Raw genomic sequence first — 22,942 nt, 5'->3', positions numbered from 1 at the left:
ATCTTAGAAAAAAAGGGGAATGAACGCCGGTTCATTCCCCTTTTGTGTATATCGGTTAGCGGTTGTTTTGCTTAAATCCAACGCACATAAGCAAAGTCCATGCGGTGAGGCAGGTCTTTGTTGTCGGGATATACGCGGAAGCCAACGTTTAGATTACCCGATACATCCGGATTGGATACCAATTCGAAATAGAGCTTGGATCCTTCTTCTTTCTTGAGGGTAAACTTATGGGTTTCGTATAGTTCCTGTTGCTTTGTTTCCAGATTGGTGTTGGTAACGACCATATCAATACCCAGCATGCCTTTTAATTCGTGGCGGTCGATCACTACCTTAAAGGTATAATCGTCGCCGACTACAGGGCTATTGCCATTGAAAATATCGGGTTCGCATGACATAGATACCACTTCGAAGCTGTCCCAGTTGGTGGCTACCTCTTCTTTCCAGGCGGCAATCTCTTTTGCCTTGGCGAAGTGTTGCTCTTTCAGTCGAGCCGAACGGGTGGCCAGTTTATTGTAGAAGCGTTCGATATAGTCGTCGAGCATACGCTTCATGGTGTAGTCCGGAGCGATCTGCGCGATGGAATTCTTTACATATCCGGCCCATTGCTCGGAATAACCTTTGTCGTTCCGGTTAAAGAAAGCGGGGATGATCTCTGTTTCCAACGTATTGTAGATGGTAGCCGCGTCTAATTGATCCTGGTATTGCTGGTTTTCATAGGTGCGCTTGTCGGTCAATGCCCAACCGGCTCCCTCTTTATATCCTTCATACCACCATCCGTCGAGTACGGAGAAGTTCAATACACCGTTCATTTCCGCCTTTTCTCCGGAGGTACCGGAGGCTTCCAAGGGGCGGGTAGGGGTGTTGAGCCATACATCGACACCTGAGATCAGGCGGCGAGCCAGGCGCATATCGTAGTTTTCGAGGAAGATGATCTTGCCTAAAAACTCAGGGCGCCGGGAGATCTCTACGATATGCTTGATCAATCCCTGGCCTCCGCCGTCGGCGGGGTGGGCTTTCCCAGTAAAGATAAACTGAACAGGGTATTTCTCATTGTTTACGATCTTCGCCAGACGATCTAAATCGGTGAACAACAAATGCGCACGTTTGTAGGTTGCAAAACGGCGTCCGAAGCCGATTAACAGGGCATTCGTATTGATCTTTTCGAGGATAGATACTACCTTGGAGGGATCGCCCTGGCTCTTCAACCAGTTGCCTCTGTATTGTTCGCGGATATAGTCGATCAGTTTCTTTTTCAATGTCTCACGCAGGTTGAACAGTTCTGCGTCGGGTACATTATATATCTGCTCCCAATAGCTCTTGTCCGACTGGTTTTCAAAGAAGCCTTCTTTGAACTTTTCGGTGTAGAACTGTTTCATTTCCGTAGCTGCCCAGGTAGGCATGTGTACCCCATTGGTCACCCAGCTTACGTGAAGCTCGTCGGGGAAATAGCCTTTCCATACCGGTGCAAACATCTTTTGAGATACTTTTCCGTGCAACCAGCTTACACCGTTGGCTTCCTGGCAGGTGTTTAGGGCGAATACACTCATGGAGAATTTCTCGTTGGTACCCGGGTTCTCACGTCCCATATCGATGAAATCCTGCCAACTGATGCCCAGTTTCTGCGGAAATTCGCCCATATAACGGCCGAACAGGCCTTCGTCGAAGTAGTCGTGTCCGGCAGGAACCGGCGTATGTACAGTATAAAGGGAAGAGGCACGCACCACTTCCAATGCCTGATTGAAGGTAAGTCCGTCGTTTTGGATATAGTCGACAAGGCGTTGGGCGTTGATCAATGCGGCATGTCCTTCGTTACAATGGTAGACTTGCTTCTTGATGCCCAGTTTATTGAGCATCATGATACCGCCAATGCCCAGCATATACTCCTGTTTCATACGGTTTTCCCAGTCGCCGCCATAGAGTTGGTGGGTGATGGAACGATCCCATTCGCTGTTTTCAGGCACATCGGTATCCATCAGGTAAAGGGGGATACGTCCCACGCTTACTTTCCAGATATGCGCGTAAACCGTGCGTCCGGGGTAGGGTACCTCCAATACCATCGGCTCGCCATTCGAAGTGGTTACCTGTGTCAGCGGCAACGCGTTGAAGTTTTGCGCCTCGTAATTGGCAATTTGCTGGCCATCCATCGAGAGCGATTGGGTGAAATAGCCATAACGATAGAGGAATCCAACGGCGCAGAGGTCGATATTGCTATCGCTGGCCTCCTTCAGGTAGTCACCAGCCAGTACGCCTAACCCGCCTGAATAGATCTTCAGGATATTGGTTAAGCCATATTCCATGCTGAAATAGGCTACGGATGGTTTGCTCGCGTCGGGTTTCTTATCGACGTATGCTTTGAAATGAGCATGGACAGTTTTCATGTCAGCAATAAAATCTTTGTCGGCTACCAGCTCTTCAATGCGGTTATATGTGAGTTGTTGCAACAAAAGAACCGGATTGCCTTCTGTTGATTTCCAAAGTTGTTCGTCAATACGCTTAAAAAGTTTGGCTCCTTCGTGATTCCACACCCACCACAAGTTCTCCGCGATTTCCTGTAGCGGCTCTAATTGTTTTGGTAATTTTGCGTGTGAATAGACTTCTTTCCAAACGGGTTCGTTTACGTTGTTAGCTTTGATCTTCATTATATTGATATTTAAATGAGTTTCTAAAATGATTATTTATTTATGTAAGTTTTCATTATTTATTTTTTTGACGATGCAAAGATAGCCACTATCTGAAGAAGTGGCATGTTTACTATTCAAATTCTTTGATTTTTAGCTTCTCTGGCTATCGTAAAGGCTTGTTCGTAGTAGGCAATAAACCTGCTCCATTCCGCCTCGCCGGCCAGTGTCAGGCAGCGTCTTTTGATGGCGTCTCTTTCGGTTGTCGTCTTATGGGCGAGCGCGATGACCTGCCGGGCAATGGTTTCGGCTACTTCGAAATAGTTAAAGTCTGTCCTTTCGATCACCACCACGCCTTCGTCGATATCTGTTCCTGTTACGTTTTTCTTTGCCCACATGCCGAAGCCTGCCAGGTTGGTGGTAATGGTGGGTATGCCGAAAGCGACACTTTCCAGCGGGGTATATCCCCAAGGTTCGTAGTAAGAGGGGTAGACTGTCGCATCCATGCCGATCAACAGATCGTAATAGGGCTTGTTGAAAATGCCGTCTTGTCCGTCTAAGTAACAAGGGACAAAGATTATTTTCAACTTCTCATGACAATTATTTGTAAAACCGGCATGTTGAATGTAATTCAATACCTTGTCGCGTTCCATCTGATGCAGCCAATGGGTGATAAACGGAAATTGCAGGCAGCCTTCGACAGCGATGTCTTTGTCGACCACCTCCTTCAGGTCGCCTCTCGCTTCGCGCACCCAGGCCGGCACGGTAATGAAGGCGATCACCTCTGACTGGATCTGTCCCGATGTGCGGATGCGGTTCATCGCTTCGATAAACACATCGATCCCTTTGTTCCGGTATTCATAGCGTCCGCTTGTAGACACCAAGAGCGCGTTGGGGCTGATCTCGCATCCCAATAGCTTTTCCGCTACATTGATCAGGGCTTGCCGTGCCTCTTTGCGTTTCGTTGTATAGTTTCTGCCTACGGGAACAAAATTGCGTTCAAAGCCGTTTGGGGTGACTATATCGGGTGTTTTGTCTAATAATTGCGTACACTCACGGGCGGTGATATCGCTGACCGTGGTGAAGCAATCGACATATTGCGCCGTTTGCTTTTCAAGGGAATGTTTTGCCTCCATATTCAGTTCACGCGCCATCTGATCGCCATTATAATGATCCAGATAGGCATAAAGCGCTTTGTCGTTGCCGGCAATGGAGCGCCCGATGGAGGTGGCATGTGTTGTGAATATGGTAGCGATCTCGGGTATGCGGTTCTTGATATATAAGGCGCCCATACCCAGCATCCATTCGTTGAACAGCGCAACGACCTCTTTTGTCTTCAGCTCGTAAAAATGGTAAAAGCTTTCGATGACCTTGCCTACGGCATAAGCGAAGATACAGGATTCGTCATAGTCGCCATACGCGTGCATGGAGTCGACTTGATAGTTGTTCCACATATGGAAAAACAGCTCGTCGCGATCGCAAGCGAAGGGTTTAAAATCGACCAATACCACAGGCGGTTTGCCGGGAACATCCCAACGACCCACTTTGATTTGTAAATGATTGATTTCTTTCGCGTGTATTTGCCAGTCAGGAAATAAACTCGTGTCCTCAATAAAATCCGCATTCTTTTTTTCTCCCCATAGATCAGGTCCTATAAAGATCACCCTATCTTGAAAAATTTCCTGCAGTGTATGCGCTTTTGTTGATAGTACAGTATAAATCCCCCCCACTTTGTTACAGACTTCCCAACTGCTCTCAAACAGATAGTCGGGCGTCCTTTTAATATCATCCATATATGAATCAGTTTCTTAAAACAACGGTTTCAGACTGCAAAGATATATTATTTTACCGGGAGTACATCGGTTTTGACGTGAAAATGAGAGTTTTCGCGAATCAATCCGGAAAGCGAAAGATTCGTTTCCGGGCATATTAAATTCGGTAAATGGGAGAGAAGGCAAGGTCTATTTAGGGCGTTATGACAGGATAAATAGACGGTTAAAATTAGTTAATTAGGCCTGTTTCGGCGAAATGCCTAATTTACGATTTGTAATTTTTGCGGGAGTTTGCGCGCAAAAAAGCGGGACTTTGGAGACAAACTCCCGGGAGAAACACTTTTTAACATACCGGATTGTAAGCAAAACGGCCGCTTTGCTTACAATCCGTATTTTAACATTTGTATAAAAAAAGACACAGCGTGTTTTCAATATACGCTGTGTCTTTGTACATATTGGGTGGCATTCATAGGAGTTTTTGGGTTACTCCTTGAAATGTCCTGATTCTTCGCTTTAATCTTCAAATTCGTCCCGGCAGATAGGAATTTCGCGTCTGACGCTTTGACGGAGGGAGATCAAGGTTTCTGTGTTTGTAACGCCGGGAATTTCCTGGATCTTTGTGTTCAGAAGCTCCATCAGGTGTTCATTATCTGTGGCATAAAGCTTGATAAGCATGGTGTAAGGGCCGGTCGTGAAATGGCATTCCACAATTTCCGGAATCTTTTCAAACTCGGGGACAACATCTTTATACATAGAGCCGCGCTCCAACACAACGCCAATATAGGTGCAGGTGTTGTAGCCTAAACTTTTAGGATTGATTTGATAGCCCGAACCGGTTATGACGTTTGTGTCTGTCATACGCTGTACCCGCTGATGAATAGCTGCACGGGACACACCACACACTTCTGCGACTTCCTTGAACGGGATACGCGCATTCTTGCATACAATGTTCAGTATCTGCCTGTCCAGTTTGTCAATTTTTTCCATCCTTTTTTTGATTTAGTTATTATTATCTGGTTTATTAGTATCAAAAGTATGTAATATTTTTGAAATAGATAGCAAAATGATAGTAAAAAGTAATAATATAAGACAAAAGACGAGCGCAAGTATGCTGTTTAGCATATTGCGCTCGTCTTTATATGTTCAAAATGCCACTTAGGGCTTATTCCATGATTTCCAGTAATTCTACTTCGAAGGTCAACATGCTGTTACCCGGGATAGAATAGTTGTCTGCTTCGCCATAAGCCAGTTCAGACGGAATCCAGAATTTGTATTTTGATCCGACAGGCATGATTTGCAAACCTTCTGTCCATCCTGAGATAACACCGTTTACGAGGAAAACAGCCGGTTCTCCGCGTTCGATCGTGCTATCGAATGTGGTTCCATCAAGCAGGGTGCCGGTGTAATGTACTTTTACTCTGTCGGTCTCGGTAGGACGTGCACCGGTTCCTTCTGTGATTACTTGGTATTGCAGACCGCTTTCAGTAGTGATCACGCCTGATTTCGCTTTGTTTTCTTCCAGGAATTTTTCGCCTTCTATTTTGCTTTTGGCTTTTTCTTCCTCAGCAATGCGCTGGAAATAAGTCTGAACAAAGGTATTTGCTTCTTCCAAAGGAATTTTTGTTTTTGCATTTTCATCTCTCAATGTTTCTACAAAACCTGCGATAAGCGTTTCGATATTCACTTCTCCGGGTAGACCCTTGAGGTTTTGTCTGAATCCATCTCCGTTGAGGATACCAATGGCATAACTGACGCTGTCGGCGCCGTTAGTAAGTTTTGCGTTGCCGACTTTCGGCTGACAGGAAGTGAAGGCAATGCTGCCTACAACAAATACTGAAACCAGTAAAAAATTAATCTTTTTCATTTTACTATAATTTATAATTCTGTTATTTCACAATCTCTATTAATTCTACATCAAAGATAAGCGTGCTGTTGGGCTCTATGGCTTCCCCGGCACCTCTTTCACCATAGGCCAGGTCGGAGGGGATGAACAAACGCCATTTGGAACCGGCGGGCATAAGTTGCAGTGCTTCTACCCATCCGGGTATGACTTGTGACACGCCGAATACGGCTGGTTGGCCTCTTTCGATGGAGCTGTCAAACACGGTGCCGTTTATCAACGTGCCGTGGTAATGGCATTTGACCTTGTCGGTAGCAACAGGAATAGCGCCTGTGCCTTTCTTGAGGATTTCATATTGCAAGCCGCTGGGCAGAACGGTTACGCCCGCTTTATGGCTGTTGACATGCAAAAACTCTTCTCCGGCTTTTTTGTTATTCTCTAATTTCTCTGCCTGTAATTTTGTGAAGTATTCATTGATGACCAGTTTGGCTTCATCGTAGCTGATAGCAGGTGCTTTTTCTTCTAATACATCTTTCAGACCCCGGAGGAAATCTTCTGTGTTTAATTGATTGATTCCTGAAGATTGGAAATTGTTTCCAATACTTAGTCCGAGAGCGTAACTAACTTTATCCATATATCTTTTTATTTTATAGCCTACAAAAGTAGTGTTTTTATCGGATATACTATATCGATCTTGTTATTTCTTTCTGATTACAGGTGGTTTATCTCTTTATTATCCCCTTTCTTCTTTCCGTTTATATGGCGTGCATGAATCTTTTTGATGGCTCGTATGAATGAGATATTCCCGGCGATGTTTCGGAAATTTAAAAATATGCGATTCTCAGAGGGGCTGTCTTCTTTAGATAGATAGATCAACTTTTCCCGGCTTTTGTTGAGTGAGGGAAAGTTGAATGCTAAACCATTTGTTCATTTATATCAGATGAGTAGGCAAAACTATCATATGATTGGTAAAACTATCACTTTCTTTGTGGAATCCCTTTCTAAAGCGTTCTCTTTGTTTCTTTGCCGATTGTCTTTTGTGACGGCGCGGCGATCCTCTCATTCCAGTAGGTAAAACTATCAATCTTGTCGCATTCCTATCACAAGGTTGGCAAACCTATCACAAATGATAGGTTTGCCGATCACTTTATTTTGAGGCTCCGCATGTAGAGCGGGTTTTGGGTAGGTGGTAAAACTATCATTTATTTCGGTAAAACTATCACTCCCTTTGAGGTATATGAAAAGCAAGTCGCACATTTGGGAATATCCAAATGTGCGACGGTTTATTATAACGTATACAAAAATTGAGGGCGGATGGTGTTACGCTACATTAACAATATTAACAACAGTACCAAAGTTTGCTACATGGTAAGTGATCTTGTTAGCGTTAGCAGCGTTGAAATATACTACGGCTTGTTCTCCTTCGTTTACAGCCATTTTTTCAGTTTTTTGGAAATTTTTGCTGGAAAGGATCAGTTGATCGTTTCTATAAAGCTCTACAGTCACGTCATCGGACGGAAAAATAGAGATCTGTTCTTTTGCAAGGTTGCCGTTTTCGTTTACAGAAGTCGGCACGATATAGCTAACTACAGAACCAGTCACGTTGCCATTATAATCTATGGCAGATGAGGCAGAAGTAATTTTGTAATAATAGTCACCTGTTGTGCCATAAGCTTCAGTAACATTCAGGGTAGCGAGTGTGAATTGTGCTACTTTTCTTTCTACCACCAGTGTATTTACCTGGTCAGCTTTTGTTTGTGTACGGTCTAAAGTCAGTTGTCCATAGAACAGGTCACTGGGGGGAGTAGTGACCTGTCCATTGTTTTGTTTCAACTGAACACGTAAATCAGATAAAATGTTGGCTTTGGTAAGTGAACTAACTTCTTCTTTGTTGTTTGATAATCCAGCCCATGCAACCACGGTAATACGGTTCGCATTTTGTGCGTGGATCTGTATCTTTTGGCCGTTCATAACGGCTGCTTTTGTAATGTTCTGTGAGGCGATGAAATCATATTTCTCGTCAAAGATGTAAAGCGTTACATCGTTTCCTTCGCCATACGTGGTGATATCTTTGCCGGCTTTGTCAACCGCTTTGATTTTAACTGTGAAATCAGCCTGCTGAGTGGCTACTACTTCTGTAGAGGTGAAATTGGAGTCGCTGCTGTCAGACGAACAGGAAGTGAACGCCAACAGAGTAGATAAAGTTGCTATTGCTAAGAAACCTTTTGTAAAATTATTTGCTTTCATGACTCTCAATTTTTTTGTTGTGTATACGTTTTATTTAATTGTTTTGTGATTCTTCATTTGGGTCCCTCAACCCGTTGTAAATGTATCATCACGATGCAAATATACAGCCGTATTTCATACTACCAAATCTTTTAGCGTTAAAAACAGTTAAAACAATCGTTTTTCTCTCAAAAAAGGCGTGTAAACCGATCAAAACAGTATGTAAACACATCAAAAAGGGTGGTAAAACGATCTTCTTTGATGTGAAAATCGTTTATTTACATAGGTGGTAAAAGTATTATATAGGAAGTTAAAAATATTATTCTACGGTTTTTCTCTATGGATTTATAGGGTGGTGTATGTATCAGTTAGGGGAAATATGCTGGGTTTTGCTTTGCGGTGACTTCAATACGTGTCTGTTAGCTTCTGTAGGCGTCTGGATAGCGCAGGCTAAAAGAAGGATTATTGGAGATTATCTATTGTAATTAGATTTGTACCTATGCGACAATAAGCTTCATTTATATCATTTGCGTGCCGTACGGCTAAGCTGATTGCTTTTATTCTTCACTCGTCTGAATCAGGATTGCTAGGATAGCAAGATGAAGAGGAAATCTATTAGCCTTCCATTCCGGAGATCTATCTTATCCGGGCAATCCTGACTCAGACGAGTGGATCTTCCTTTTTATTCATCCTTATAACACGCGGTGGTAAAACTATCATAAAGGTGGCAATGCTATCATTTCCGTTTTGAAAACTCTTTCTGGAAACGGGTTTATCGTTTCTTTGCCGGATGTTGTGTTTCTCGCCGCGGCATTCCTATCAGCAAAGCTGGCGAAGCTATCATTCTTATTGTATTCCTATCATAAAGTCGGCAAACCTATCACAAATGATAGGTTTGCCGATCACTTTATTTTGAGACTCCGCATGTAGAGCGGGTTTTGGATAGGTGGTGAAACTATCATTTATTTCGGTAAAACTATCACTCCCTTTGAGGTGTATGAAAAGCAAGTCGCACATTTGGGAATATCCAAATGTGCGACGGTTTATTATAACGTATACAAAAATTGAGGGCGGATGGTGTTACGCTACATTAACAATATTAACAACAGTACCAAAGTTTGCTACATGGTAAGTGATCTTGTTAGCGTTAGCAGCGTTGAAATATACTACGGCTTGTTCTCCTTCGTTTACAGCCATTTTTTCAGTTTTTTGGAAATTTTTGCTGGAAAGGATCAGTTGATCGTTTCTATAAAGCTCTACAGTCACGTCATCGGACGGAAAAATAGAGATCTGTTCTTTTGCAAGGTTGCCGTTTTCGTTTACAGAAGTCGGCACGATATAGCTAACTACAGAACCAGTCACGTTGCCATTATAATCTATGGCAGATGAGGCAGAAGTAATTTTGTAATAATAGTCACCTGTTGTGCCATAAGCTTCAGTAACATTCAGGGTAGCGAGTGTGAATTGTGCTACTTTTCTTTCTACCACCAGTGTATTTACCTGGTCAGCTTTTGTTTGTGTACGGTCTAAAGTCAGTTGTCCATAGAACAGGTCACTGGGGGGAGTAGTGACCTGTCCATTGTTTTGTTTCAACTGAACACGTAAATCAGATAAAATGTTGGCTTTGGTAAGTGAACTAACTTCTTCTTTGTTGTTTGATAATCCAGCCCATGCAACCACGGTAATACGGTTCGCATTTTGTGCGTGGATCTGTATCTTTTGGCCGTTCATAACGGCTGCTTTTGTAATGTTCTGTGAGGCGATGAAATCATATTTCTCGTCAAAGATGTAAAGCGTTACATCGTTTCCTTCGCCATACGTGGTGATATCTTTGCCGGCTTTGTCAACCGCTTTGATTTTAACTGTGAAATCAGCCTGCTGAGTGGCTACTACTTCTGTAGAGGTGAAATTGGAGTCGCTGCTGTCAGACGAACAGGAAGTGAACGCCAACAGAGTAGATAAAGTTGCTATTGCTAAGAAACCTTTTGTAAAATTATTTGCTTTCATGACTCTCAATTTTTTTGTTGTGTATACGTTTTATTTAATTGTTTTGTGATTCTTCATTTGGGTCCCTCAACCCGTTGTAAATGTATCATCACGATGCAAATATACAGCCGTATTTCATACTACCAAATCTTTTAGCGTTAAAAACAGTTAAAACAATCGTTTTTCTCTCAAAAAAGCATGTATACCGATCAAAACAGTGTGTAAACACATCAAAAAGGGTGGTAAAACGATCTTCCTTGATGTGAAAATCGTTTATTTATATAGGTGGTAAAAGTATTATATAGGAAGTTAAAAATATTATTCTGCGGTTTTTCTCTGTGGATTTATAGGGTGGTGTATGTATCAGCTTTGCTTTTTGTCTCCTTGATATCCTTTTCATATTTGAAGCCATTTGCCCGGTTGGCTGTAAATAGCTCACGCAAACCGAGCCATATTTCGCTAAAACCAGGTCGGGGTCCTCCGAAAACGCTCAAACTGAAATTGCTTTGCGCCTTCAGCTAAGCGAACGCTTTTTGTCATTTTGATAGCAAAATGGCCATTTTGCTTTACAATATGATACGTTAAAAAATGTTTCTCCCGGGAGTTTGTGAAAATACTCCTGCTATTTCGGAAATAAACTCCCTCGATTTTGACAAAATGATATTTCGTCTTGAACCGGGATTACGCTGATTTAGGGATTTCCCGGTTCAAGACGATTCGCGTAGCCTCTTCTCCCTATATATATATAATGTATAGGAACCCTAAAACACAAATCGCGAAAAAGTATTTATAATGAATAAGAGGAATAAAATCATGAATTGCAAAAAAAAGCGGTTTTGGATTGAATATGACATTCTTTCTTTGTAATTTTGCGTGGAACAGGCTGGCAGGAGCCCCTGTTTTATCGCTGATCGTTAATTAATGAAAGGAAATACCCTATGAAAACGAATACACTCTTCCGGAAAGGGAGTTGGCTGTTAATGCTTGCGCTATTACCGGGAATAACCTATGCCAATGATGCAAGTAGCGGTTCCTCTACAGGAATACTCATTGTTGTCTTTATTCTTCTTTTAGCCGGTGTAGCTGCCGGATTATTTTTCTTTTTCAAGAAGAAAGGGGAAGAGGCTTTGGCGCAGGCGGAGGAGTTGCGCGTTAAAAATGAAGAGCTGGCCAAAGGTGTAGAGGAGCTGGAGCAAAAATCACAAGAGCAGGAAGCGACCATCTCGACCCTTACCGGAAATAAGCGTGAGTTGGAACAGATCTTAGTTGCCAAGATAAAAGAAAACGATACGATCCTGCGTGAAGCGGCTGAAAAAGAAGAGCACGCCAAGACCCAGGTGCAGGAGGCTGAGACGATCCAGGACAGTTTCTTTGTTGAAACGATCCACGAAATGCGTACCCCTCTTTCCCTTATTCTGGGATCCCTTTCTTTAGTGGTACAAAATAAAAGTCCTGAAGAGGATATGTCGACGCAGTTGATCTCGGCCTATCGTAACACACTGGCGCTGCAGGACCTTGCCGACCAGTTGATCGGGACACGTCGCACCAACGACGTGGCCAGTTATTTGCGTGTAGCCCGCTATGATATGATCGAGATCGCCAGCCAGAGTTGCGACCTTTTTGTCGACTGGATCGCGATGAACAGTATAGATTTCCGGGTGACCACACAGACGGCCGTACTTTGGGTATGGCTCGACCGCCGGAAAATGGAATATGCTTTGCGTACCTTGTTAACTAATGCGCTGAAAAGTACCTTTATCTATGGGAAGGTGGTGCTCGATATCTCGGTGGAACGCCGGGAAGACACGGCCTACTGTAACCTGACCGTCTCGGACGAAGGGCTGGATGAGAATGAAAGCGCACGCCGCGGGCTTCGCCAGGTGATTGATATGGTCGATGACATAGGCGGTATTTATGAGTATGATACCTCTACCAACGGTACGTCTTATTCTATGCTGATCCCACTGGGTAAGAAGCATCTGATGGAGCGCCGGGTAGAATTTGTAGAGCCTGAAGGCGACCTGGTGAAACTGAACGACAAACAAAAAGAAGAGATAGCAGAATTGATCCAGGTGATCCCGCAAAAGAAATCGACCGGCAAGAAATTATTGGTGATCGACGACAGCGACCAGATCCGTTGGTTCCTCAAGCATGTATTCAGCAAAGAATACCAGGTGGTCGAAGCGCGCAACGGACAAGAGGGCATCGATACCGCCTTCGCGGAATTGCCCGACCTGATCCTTTGTGATGTGATGATGCCGATAAAAGATGGTTTCGAGACCTGCCGCGAGATAAAAAGCGACAAGCGCACGGCGCAGACGCCGGTCGTAATGCTCACCGCCAAGGTAGAGAGCGAAGATGTGATCAAAGGGATCGAAGCCGGAGCCGACGATTATATCACCAAACCGTTTGATGTGGAGATCCTGCGTAGTAAAGTCGGCAGCCTGTTGAAAAAGCGTGAAGAGCTGCAACACTACTACGTGAGTAACGGAGGCGCTGAAGGAGCTGCTCCGGGCGAAGAGAAAGAATCGCATGGCATACCGGGCACGAAGAACAGTCCGTTTATCGATGCCGTAATCCGCTCGATAGAGAGCCATCTGAACGATTCGACCTTCGAGGCGAAGATTCTGGCTGACGAGCTCAATATCAGCCTGCCGACGCTTTACCGTAAGATCAAGCAGTATTCCGACTGTAGCATCCTGGAGCTGACACGTACCGTTCGCTTGAAGAAAGCCGCTGAATTTCTGTTGATGCAGAAATATTCTGTGGCGGAGGTGGCCGAGATGGTGGGCTTCAATGATACCGCTACTTTCCGCAAACGTTTCGCCGAGCAGTTTGGCGTGACTCCTTCGCAATATGGTCAGCCTAATTGACGGAATTTGAATGCGTGACGTATTCAAAACAAAGCTTTTTCGTCGAATCATCGGTAAGTCTATCAAGTTTTTGAAACTGGTAGTTTTACCAATGTTATTGGTAGTTTTACCCTTAAAAGATGAAAGATTTACCTATCGTTATGAGGAGGAACTTTCTCTATATTTGTAACATGAAATATCCTATGTGAGAATAAGCTCTGTTGTAAAGCCGTATATCATTGGCATGTTACACGGATTTAATATATGTTAGAGTGTTCGGGGAATAGGTGAGTGACTAGCTGATGTATAATATTTAAAACGTAAGTATATGAAAAAAGTACTTTTCCTTTTCGTGCTTCTGGTTTTTATGACAACCAATGCCTATAGCCAGAAGTTTGCGGTAAAGTCTAACTTACTCTACGACCTGACAACAACCATCAATCTGGGTGTTGAGTTCGGTTTGGCAGATAAGTGGACTTTAGACATTTCCGGAAATTATAACCCCTGGAAATTTAGTGATGAATGTGACGCGATGCGTTTAAAACATTGGTTAGTGCAACCCGAACTGCGCTACTGGACTTGTGAAAAATTCAATGGACATTTCTTCGGACTCCATGGGCATTATGGCGATTACAACGTGGGAGGCATTAAGTTCCTGAGTCAAAACATGGAAGATCACCGCTACCAGGGAACGCTTTACGGAGCAGGTCTTTCTTATGGTTATCAATGGCTGCTCAGCGATCATTGGAGCATGGAAGCCGTGATTGGCGCCGGTTGGGCTCATATGGAACACGACAGATATCCTTGTCTTTGCTGCGGGGATTTTGTTGAGAAAGACAGAGATTATTTTGGTGTGACGAAAGTGGCACTTTCTTTTATTTACTTCTTTAAATGATTTGGGCCATGAAGAAATATCTACATACATGTATCGTATTGGTGTTGTTTGCAGCCGGAACCCTTTCCGCCATGGCGCAATCCACCGTGAGTGTTACCTCAAACGAACTGAAACGCAAAGGTAACACCGTAAGCATTGATGCTACCATCCGCATACCGGGTGATATCGTTAAATCGAAAGAATTCCTGACACTGACACCGGTGTTGGAAGCCGAAAGTCAGAAAATGGGTCTTCCGTCGATTCTGATCAACGGAAAGAACCGCGATAAAGTCTATCATCGTGAAATCGCATTAAACAACCTGGAGGATGAGCCTCGCTTCGTGGTATTGGTTGCTCCGGAACAAGATGAACACGTGGTGGAATATAAAACAACCATTCCTTGGGAAGACTGGATGCATAGCGCTCGCTTTGTATTGGATCCCAATCTTTGCGGATGCGGAAACGAATCAAAAGGCAATCCGATCCTGATCGCTAACAATATCCTGCAACGCCCGGATAAACGCTACGAACCACAGCCGACCTACGCTTATGTGAAGCCGGAAGTGGAAACGCGTAAAGAACGTGCTGAAGTGGGAACGGCATACCTGGATTTCCAGGTAGGACGCTATCAGATCCTGCCCGACTTCCGCAACAATGCGGTGGAGTTAGGAAAGATCCGCAGCACGATCGAGACTGTTATCAACGACAAAGATATCACGCCTGTGGGCATTTTCCTGAAAGGGTTTGCTTCACCGGAAGGCTCTTACAAGAGCAATGCGACGCTGGCCGACAACCGTACGAAAGCGTTGCGTAATTACATTATGCAGCAATACCGCCAGTTCGCTCTCAACTTCTTCACATTGGATTCTCAACCCGAAGACTGGGATGGATTCAAAGCACGCGTAGAAGCAGACATGAATGTGCCTTCACGTGCCAGTGTAATGGATATCATCAACAGCTCGGATGAACCCGACGTGAAAGAACGTAAGTTGCGCGCATTGGATGGTGGTGCTCCTTATAAATATGTATTAGCAGAGCATTTCCCGCCACTTCGTCGTACGGAGTACCGGATCGACTATACGGTACGCGGATTCTCCGTGGAAGAAGGACGTGAAATCATCAAAACGCGTCCGCAGCACCTGAGCTTGGATGAAATGTTTGCCGTGGCAAATACCTATCAGCCGGGAAGTGCCGAATATAATAATGTGTTTGAAGTAGCTGTCCGGATGTTCCCGGAAGATCAAGTGGCTAATTTGAACGCAGCCAATATCGCCATCAGCAAGAAGGATTACGCCGCTGCGCGCAATTACCTGACAAAAGCTGGTAACAGCATTCAGGCAGTACATTCACGCGGGGTGTTGAATCTGCTGGAAGGCAATCTGGATGAGGCAGAGAAGTTGCTTACACAAGCTCAAAACGGGGGAGTGCGTGAAGCAGCAGCCAATCTGGAACAACTGCGCAAGAAAAGAGAAGATAACGCTCTTTTCGCAGGATTTGATCAATAATTATAGAAGGGGGAAGATGCCGTGTGGGCATCTTTAATATATAGTGTTGATTTTCTAATTTGTTTTAACATGGAACGTATTTTGGACATTGAAAATGTCTTACTAAACGAAGTGGACAATCCAAATAACGTGTATCTGTATTTGGAAGGGGATGTATGGTGTGCTTATGAGCGTTCTGCCTACTATTTGGCAGCAATGCGTTCGGTTATTTTGGGGAAAGAGGTGATTGGCGGTGGCTACGATGTAGTTTTGCTGAAAGCCGAATTCCGGGTAGACGACATGAGTTTGCCTTTGCATCCGGGGGTTTCCTTAAAGCTGGTTGCTGACGATAAGTTGCAATTCAGTATGAACAGATCCGTTGCTGGTTTCCCTGAGTGGAAAAGACAACAATTAGAAAAATTATCTGCTTAAAGACTTTTGCTGGGTACATAAGACTTAGCGAAAATTGAGGGTGTATTTTTAGGGGAAGTCCGGTCACAGACCGGTACTTCCCCTTTTTTTGTTGGTGATTTTGCTTAAAGCAAAATGATATTATCTGGGTGATCCAAGGCATTCCTTGGGGATACCCTCAAATAAAAAACCAAAGACCTGCAGGATTCTGCAGGTCTTTGGTTCTCTTCGTAGCGAGACCCGGGATTGAACCGGGGACCTCATGATTATGAATCATGCGCTCTAACCAGCTGAGCTATCTCGCCATCATGTTTTGTTTGCTATTTACAGAAGAATGTTATTCCTCCCGTCGAATGCGGTGCAAAAGTAGAGGTATTTTTTCTATTCTGCAACCTTTTTCAAAAAAAAGTAGCGAATAGTGTCGCGGGTTTCAAAAAAAACTGAATCATCCGGCGGTGTTTTTGAAACATATATACCGTTCGTTCCGTTTTTTCTATGTAACTTGTGCGCAATACTAAAAATTACTGGGATGAAAAAAGAGAAGTTTCATATCGAGTATGTTTTTGATAAGGTTTCCAAACGCAGTTTATGGAACCATGTGACCACCCCCCCGGGGTTATCGTCATGGTTTGCCGACGACGTGATGATTGATGGTTCTACATACACTTTCATATGGGATAAAGAAGAAGAACTGGCAGAAGTGATTGCGTTGAGGCCGGAAATAAGTGTGCGCTATCGGTGGATAGATGACGAAGAGGAGGATACTTATTTTGAATTTAAGTTACATACGATTGAGTTGACCGGCTCTACCGCGTTGGAAATTACCGACTTTGCGGAGGCCGATGAAAAGGAAGATGCTATTGATCTTTGGGATTCACAAATCGACCGTCTTAAACGTAGCTTGGGAATTTAACAGGTTCTTAGCGTAGTTTCACCCTTTTGAATGAACTTGTTATCGTTTTTTGCACTACTTTTGCGCTTTCAACCGAATTGGCAATGCTGAGAATAAAACGATTATATACTTTTATGTTGCAGACTTTCCTGCCGTTATTTATTATGACGTTCGGGATTTGTCTGTTTATTGTATTGATGCAATTCCTCTGGCGTTTTATTGACGATCTGGTTGGGAAGGGATTGGATATGTCTGTCTTGGGGGAGATGTTCCTGTATGCCGCCTTATCGTTGATACCCATGGCGCTTCCATTAGCCATCCTATTGGCATCGCTTATGACATTCGGTAACTTAGGAGAACGGCTCGAATTGCTTGCCATGAAGTCGGCTGGCGTCTCTCTGATACACATTATGCGCCCGTTGATGGTTCTGATTATCGTTGTTTCCATCAGCGCCTTCTTCTTTCAGAACAACGCTATGCCGGTGATTCAGGTAAAACTCTACACCCTTTTAAACTCTATTCGCAACAAATCACCCGAACTGGAGATACCCGAAGGCTCTTTTTATACAGGAATTACCAACTTCAATGTGTATGTAAAAGAGAAAGACAAGAAAACAGGCCTGTTGAAAGACATGATGATCTATGATTATTCAAATGGATTCAATAACGCCCGGGTGATTCTTGCCGACTCCGGCCGTTTGAAAACTTCTGACGATAAATTGTTTCTTGTTTTAACCATGTATGACGGAGAGTCGTTTGAAAACCTGGATCCTAAGAAAACAAACCGGGGGCAGACCGCCGTTCCTTACCGTCGCGAGACATTCAAAAGCAAAGAGGTATTGATCGAGTTCGATGCAAATTTCAATCGCTACGATGAGTCTCTCATGGCCAATATGTATGTCGGGAAAGACTTGAAAGACCTGCAATTATCGATCGATTCCATGAGTTTTCGCCTTGACAGCATAAACCAGCTGAATGCACGTTCGGTTTACAACAATTCATACAAGCGATCGATCAACCAAAGCCAACCGGTTCCCCATTCGGAAGAAGAGAAAGAGGAGATCGACTTCAAAGAATTTATGCGTTCGAACGAGGTAAGAGCCCATGAAGCGTCGCAAATCAATTTCGATAAATATTATGCCGAGCAGACCGCAAGTGGCAAAGTGTCTGTATTAAATAGAGTGAAAAGCTCCATTGATAATACGCGTAGCGACTATCTGTTCCGTGGCGCCAACATCGGAGCGGAGGGCAACACCCTACGGCGGCACAAAACAGAATGGCATAAAAAGTTTACTTTATCGGTCGCCTGCCTGCTCTTTTTCTTCATTGGCGCCCCTTTAGGCGCAATTATCCGTAAAGGAGGATTGGGCGTTCCTGTGGTTATCTCCGTTTTGCTCTTCATCTTCTATTATATCATTGATAATATAGGCTTCAAAATGGCCAAGGAGGGTGTTTGGGCTGCCTGGCAAGGGATGTGGCTGAGTACGGCTGTATTAGCACCGATGGGTATTTTCCTTACCTATAAAGCGGTGAACGACTCCGTAATCCTGAATGCCGACACCTATATCAACGCATTGAAAAACCTGATCGGAAAGCGTTCGAACCGCAAGGTAGACATGAAGGAGGTGATCATTTTCAATCCGGACTACCGGATCGTATCCGGCCGTTTGCAGCAACTGATCGGCGATTGTAAACATTATCTTTCTTCACATAAACGATGGACCAATTATTTCAGCTTCTGGAAGCAGGGCGGAAAAGACCCCATTGCCCAGCAATTGTCGGATCAGGTGGAAGCCATTGTGGAAGAATTGGGCAATTCGAACCAGATACTTGTTATCAATAAATTGATGGACTACCCAATCATGTCGGGATACTACCAGATGAATTTCGACATCAATCCGACATGGGGTCTTATCATTGCTATTCTTTTCCCGATAGGTCTGCCTTTTTACCTGCTTGCCACCTACAAGCGGAAACTGCTTCGCCACGATGTGAAAGTGGTATTGCGCACCAGTGAAGAACTCATGCAAATCATTACTTCCTAACTATTATTTCTTCCTTTTTTCTTCCTTTTCCCATTTTGACATTTCCCAAATTCCGTAAGGATTCATTTGGTAAATATCTATTTGCCGTCTGTTTTTTTGACACAACAATCATCCAAATGTTAAAATGTTGATTGTAAGCAAAACGGCTGTTTTGCTTACAGATCCATACGTTAAAAAGTGTTTCTCCCGGGAGTTTGCAAAAATACTCCCGCCTTTTTGCGCGCAAAGTCCTTCCGAAATTACAAATCGTAAATTGGGGGTTTTGTCGGAAATGGACGATTTTAACATTTGTTTGCACTATCACGGAGCGGCAGAATAGTCACCTGATAGGACGAATCTTCGCCTATTTTTCGATGAAAGATCATAGACGACTCAAAAGAGGCATTCTCCGGCTAAACCATTGAATGTTGCAACTCCGGAAGAACATCTTTTTTCAAATCAAAATACTCTTCTTGGCTTTCGCGATGCTTCGAAATAATTGTTGTACTTTTGCAGCGAATAAATAGCAAAACAACAGACCATGAACGAATTTAAACTGAACACCATAGAAGAAGCGATAGAAGACTTCCGCGAAGGAAAATTCCTGATTGTTGTCGACGACGAAGACCGTGAAAACGAAGGTGATTTTATCATTGCTGCCGAAAAAATTACTCCTGAGAAGGTTAATTTCATGATGTCAGAAGGACGCGGCCTCCTCTGCGCCCCTATCACGGAAGAGCGCTGCCAGGAGCTTGAACTGGAAATGCAGGCGCAACATAATACCTCCATTTACGATACGCCTTTCACCGTCACGGTCGATAAGATCGAAGGTTGCACTACCGGTGTATCTATGTCAGACCGCGCGCTGACGATCCTTGCCCTGGCCGATCCGGAGACCAAGCCGACCGACCTGGCTCGTCCGGGACATATCAGTCCGCTTCGTGCCCGCTCCCGGGGCGTTTTGCGCCGTTCGGGGCATACGGAAGCTACCGTCGACCTGGCACGTTTGGCCGGATTATATCCCGCCGGAGCCTTGATAGAAATCATCAACCCGGACGGAACCATGGCACGCTTGCCTGACCTGATCAAAGTATCGCAAAAATTCGGTATAAAGATCATCACCATAAAAGACCTGATCGCCTATCGTCTTCAAACCGAATCGATCGTAGAGAAGGGCGTAGAAGTGGATATGCCGACCGAATACGGTCACTTCCATCTGATCCCGTTCCGCCAGAAAAGCAACGGCTTAGACCATATCGCTCTGATCAAAGGGGAGATAAAAAAAGATGAACCCATCCTGGTGCGTGTTCATTCTTCCTGTGCTACGGGAGATATTTTCGGATCGATGCGCTGTGAATGTGGCGAACAGCTCCATAAATCCATGGCTATGATCGAAAAAGAGGGCAAAGGCGTGGTGGTTTACCTCAACCAGGAGGGGCGCGGCATCGGTTTGATGGAGAAGATGAAAGCCTATAAATTGCAGGAAAACGGCTTAGATACGGTAGACGCTAACCTCCACTTAGGACATCAGGCCGACGAAAGAGACTATGGCGTAGGCGCACAGATCCTCCGCCATATAGGTGTTACCAAGATGCGCCTGATGACCAACAATCCGGTGAAGCGTGTAGGCCTGGAAGGATACGGGTTATCAGTAGTAGAAAACGTGCCTATCGAAGTGACACCCAACCAATACAACGAATTCTATCTGAAGACCAAAAAAGAGCGAATGGGACATCAGTTGCACAAAATCAAATAAAAAGCAAAGTGTTGCTCTAATCAGGAAATATAGCTAATTTTGTCACCAAATTCACATAATCAATAACAAAAAGCAATTCTATGACACAAGTTTCAGATCGTTTAGCAAGTTTGTCGCCTTCGGAAACGCTGGCGATGTCGCAAAAGAGCCAGGAGTTAAAAGCTCAGGGTATCGACGTGATCAACCTAAGTGTAGGAGAACCCGATTTCTTCACACCCGAACATATCAAAGAGGCAGCTAAGAAAGCCATCGACGACAACTTCTCTTTCTATTCTCCCGTACCGGGATATATGGATCTCCGGAAGGCTATTGTGGACAAACTGAAACGGGAAAACGATTTGGACTATACGACCGATCAGATCATCGTGAGCGGTGGTGCCAAACAATCGGTTTGTAATGTATTGCTGAGCATCATAGGCCCGGGCGACGAAGTGATTGTTCCGGCTCCTTACTGGGTGAGCTACGTAGAGATGGTCAAACTGGCAGAAGGAACTAATGTGATTATTGAAGCCGGTATCGACCAGGATTTCAAGATTACTCCCGCCCAATTGGAAGCCGCCATCACGCCGAAAACAAAGGCGCTTATCCTCTGTTCACCTTCCAACCCGACCGGAAGTGTTTACTCTCAGGCGGAGCTTCGCGGATTGGCCGAGGTATTGGCTAAACATCCGAACGTGATCGTATTGTCAGACGAGATCTACGAACATATTAATTATATCGGTAAACACCAGAGCATTGCGCAGTTTGCGGAGATCAAAGAACGCGTGGTGGTGATCAATGGGGTATCCAAAGGTTATGCCATGACTGGTTGGCGTATCGGTTTCATCGCTGCTCCGCTTTGGATTGCCAAGGCTTGTAATAAGCTGCAAGGGCAATACACCTCGGGAGCCAGCTCTATTGCACAGAAAGCATCCGTAGCCGCCTTCAATGGCGATCAGTCTTGTGTGGAGCAGATGCGTGAAGCATTCCTTCGTCGCCGTGACCTGGTGATCGATCTTTGCAAAGATATTCCGGGCATCAAACTAAATGTTCCCCAGGGCGCTTTCTATGTGTTCCCTGAAATGGATTATTACTTCGGTAAGAGCGCGGGCGACCGTCAAATCAATGACGCCGGCGACCTGGCGATGTATCTCTTGGAAGTAGGTCATGTGGCTACCGTAGGTGGTGCTGCTTTCGGCGCGCCGAAGTGCCTGCGCTTCTCGTATGCTACCTCTGATGAAAACCTGATCGAAGCGATCAGCCGTATGAAGAAAGCCTTGGCCGATCTGAAATAAGCCAAAGAATCCATAAAAAGAAAAGCTATTTCCTCCGGGAAATAGCTTTTTTGCATGCATACACCTTCTGTTATATTTTTTGATATGAAAGCATTATACACCGTATTACTCCTTATCGGTTCCAATATTTTTATGACCTTAGCCTGGTATGGCCACCTGAAGTTGCAGGAGATGAAACTTATCGACAACTGGCGCCTGGGCAGCATCATCCTCTTTTCCTGGGTGCTTGCCTTCTTTGAATACTGCCTGCAGGTGCCAGCCAACCGGATCGGCTTCGTCGGAAACGACGGCCCTTTCTCCCTGATGCAACTCAAAGTGCTTCAGGAGGTGATCACGCTGGTTATCTTCACCCTGTTTGCCACAATCTTCTTCAAAGGCGAATCCTTCCAATGGAACCACCTGGCTGCATGTGTTTGCCTGGTATTGGCCGTTTATTTTGTTTTTATGAAATGATTGGAACCGGTCATACCGTTCCGCTAAAACGTGAATAAATGTTAATACGCCGGTTTCCGGCGAAACCCCCGATTTACGATTTGTAATTTCGGCGGGACTTTGCGCGCAAAAAAGCGGGACTTCGGAGACAAACTCCCGGGAGAAACACTTTTTAACGTATGGATTTGTAAGTAAAAGAGGCATTTTGCTTACAATCGCGATTTTAACATTTGGGAAAGGAGACCTCTCTCCCTGCCCCTTTGCTTTACGCCTTCGGCTAAGCGAACGTTGTTTGCTTTACGCTATCGCTAAGCGACCTCCGGTTCTCCACAAGAGAGGGGGATAGTTACTGATTTCTTCAAAGAGGAAAGAAATTGAAGGTTTGCAGAAAGCCCGGAAGGGCTTCAACTCCTAATAACCCCCAGTGAAGAGAGCGAAGCGAACGACTGGGGGGTGATAGCGAATGTGGAAACAAACCAACGCCGAAGGTGTTGAATTAAA

General features: G+C 44.5%; 16 protein-coding genes and 1 tRNA gene. 9 read left to right on the top strand and 8 right to left on the bottom strand.

The features are described from left to right. Window positions 1-71 precede the first annotated feature (71 nt). The 7 genes from glgP to M2137_RS13315 all read right to left on the bottom strand — a co-directional run bounded on the left by glgP (window position 72) and on the right by M2137_RS13315 (window position 10,463). On the bottom strand, window positions 72-2,639 hold the full coding sequence (glgP, locus tag M2137_RS13345) for an alpha-glucan family phosphorylase (RefSeq protein ID WP_280766947.1): 2,568 nt from the start codon (window positions 2,637-2,639) through the stop codon (window positions 72-74). Window positions 2,640-2,755: 116 nt separating this feature from the next. Then, window positions 2,756-4,411, bottom strand: coding sequence for a glycosyltransferase (locus tag M2137_RS13340; RefSeq protein ID WP_280766946.1), 1,656 nt, complete (start codon window positions 4,409-4,411; stop codon window positions 2,756-2,758). A 492-nt stretch (window positions 4,412-4,903) separates the two neighbouring features. Beyond that, window positions 4,904-5,377 carry an Lrp/AsnC ligand binding domain-containing protein gene (locus M2137_RS13335; RefSeq protein ID WP_280766945.1) on the bottom strand — a complete coding sequence of 158 codons (474 nt, stop codon included), beginning with the start codon at window positions 5,375-5,377 and terminating at the stop codon, window positions 4,904-4,906. Window positions 5,378-5,552: 175 nt separating this feature from the next. After that, on the bottom strand, window positions 5,553-6,254 hold the full coding sequence (locus M2137_RS13330) for an FKBP-type peptidyl-prolyl cis-trans isomerase (protein WP_280766944.1): 702 nt from the start codon (window positions 6,252-6,254) through the stop codon (window positions 5,553-5,555). Window positions 6,255-6,276: 22 nt separating this feature from the next. Then, window positions 6,277-6,864, bottom strand: coding sequence for an FKBP-type peptidyl-prolyl cis-trans isomerase (locus tag M2137_RS13325; protein WP_280766943.1), 588 nt, complete (start codon window positions 6,862-6,864; stop codon window positions 6,277-6,279). A 686-nt stretch (window positions 6,865-7,550) separates the two neighbouring features. After that, window positions 7,551-8,477, bottom strand: a complete 927-nt coding sequence (locus M2137_RS13320) for a FimB/Mfa2 family fimbrial subunit (protein WP_280766942.1) — start codon at window positions 8,475-8,477, stop codon at window positions 7,551-7,553. Window positions 8,478-9,536: 1,059 nt separating this feature from the next. Continuing rightward, window positions 9,537-10,463 carry a FimB/Mfa2 family fimbrial subunit gene (locus M2137_RS13315; protein WP_280766942.1) on the bottom strand — a complete coding sequence of 309 codons (927 nt, stop codon included), beginning with the start codon at window positions 10,461-10,463 and terminating at the stop codon, window positions 9,537-9,539. Between the two features lie 959 nt (window positions 10,464-11,422). Between M2137_RS13315 and M2137_RS13310 the strand changes: the two genes are divergently transcribed. The 4 genes from M2137_RS13310 to M2137_RS13295 all read left to right on the top strand — a co-directional run bounded on the left by M2137_RS13310 (window position 11,423) and on the right by M2137_RS13295 (window position 16,084). Next, window positions 11,423-13,315, top strand: a complete 1,893-nt coding sequence (locus tag M2137_RS13310) for a response regulator (RefSeq protein WP_280766977.1) — start codon at window positions 11,423-11,425, stop codon at window positions 13,313-13,315. A 307-nt stretch (window positions 13,316-13,622) separates the two neighbouring features. Then, window positions 13,623-14,189 carry a DUF3575 domain-containing protein gene (locus tag M2137_RS13305; RefSeq protein ID WP_280766941.1) on the top strand — a complete coding sequence of 189 codons (567 nt, stop codon included), beginning with the start codon at window positions 13,623-13,625 and terminating at the stop codon, window positions 14,187-14,189. An 8-nt stretch (window positions 14,190-14,197) separates the two neighbouring features. Continuing rightward, window positions 14,198-15,673, top strand: a complete 1,476-nt coding sequence (locus M2137_RS13300) for a DUF3868 domain-containing protein (RefSeq protein WP_280766940.1) — start codon at window positions 14,198-14,200, stop codon at window positions 15,671-15,673. 69 nt (window positions 15,674-15,742) lie between these two features. After that, window positions 15,743-16,084: a hypothetical protein gene (locus M2137_RS13295; RefSeq protein ID WP_280766939.1), complete on the top strand. Its 342-nt coding sequence runs from the start codon at window positions 15,743-15,745 to the stop codon at window positions 16,082-16,084. Between the two features lie 210 nt (window positions 16,085-16,294). Here M2137_RS13295 and M2137_RS13290 read toward each other — a convergent pair. Continuing rightward, window positions 16,295-16,368 (bottom strand) — tRNA-Met (locus M2137_RS13290). A gap of 224 nt (window positions 16,369-16,592) precedes the next feature. Between M2137_RS13290 and M2137_RS13285 the strand changes: the two genes are divergently transcribed. The 5 genes from M2137_RS13285 to M2137_RS13265 all read left to right on the top strand — a co-directional run bounded on the left by M2137_RS13285 (window position 16,593) and on the right by M2137_RS13265 (window position 22,462). Beyond that, entirely contained in the window at window positions 16,593-16,976 is a 384-nt protein-coding gene (locus M2137_RS13285; RefSeq protein WP_280766938.1) for an START-like domain-containing protein, read from the top strand. Window positions 16,977-17,059: 83 nt separating this feature from the next. Further along, complete coding sequence (locus M2137_RS13280; RefSeq protein ID WP_280766937.1) at window positions 17,060-19,000, top strand: LptF/LptG family permease; 1,941 nt, start codon at window positions 17,060-17,062, stop codon at window positions 18,998-19,000. A 520-nt stretch (window positions 19,001-19,520) separates the two neighbouring features. Further along, on the top strand, window positions 19,521-20,735 hold the full coding sequence (locus M2137_RS13275) for a bifunctional 3,4-dihydroxy-2-butanone-4-phosphate synthase/GTP cyclohydrolase II (RefSeq protein ID WP_280766936.1): 1,215 nt from the start codon (window positions 19,521-19,523) through the stop codon (window positions 20,733-20,735). A gap of 80 nt (window positions 20,736-20,815) precedes the next feature. Further along, window positions 20,816-22,009, top strand: coding sequence for a pyridoxal phosphate-dependent aminotransferase (locus M2137_RS13270; protein ID WP_280766935.1), 1,194 nt, complete (start codon window positions 20,816-20,818; stop codon window positions 22,007-22,009). Window positions 22,010-22,093: 84 nt separating this feature from the next. Continuing rightward, the gene (locus M2137_RS13265) at window positions 22,094-22,462 is read left to right on the top strand and encodes a DMT family protein (protein WP_280766934.1); all 369 of its coding nucleotides are present in this window, start codon (window positions 22,094-22,096) and stop codon (window positions 22,460-22,462) included. Window positions 22,463-22,942: the final 480 nt, after the last annotated feature.

The organism is Parabacteroides sp. PFB2-10 (genome assembly GCF_029893085.1).
GTDB lineage: Bacteria > Bacteroidota > Bacteroidia > Bacteroidales > Tannerellaceae > QVMG01.
The sequence above is the reverse complement of the archived record's forward strand: the minus strand, read 5'-3'. Positions and strand labels throughout refer to the sequence as shown.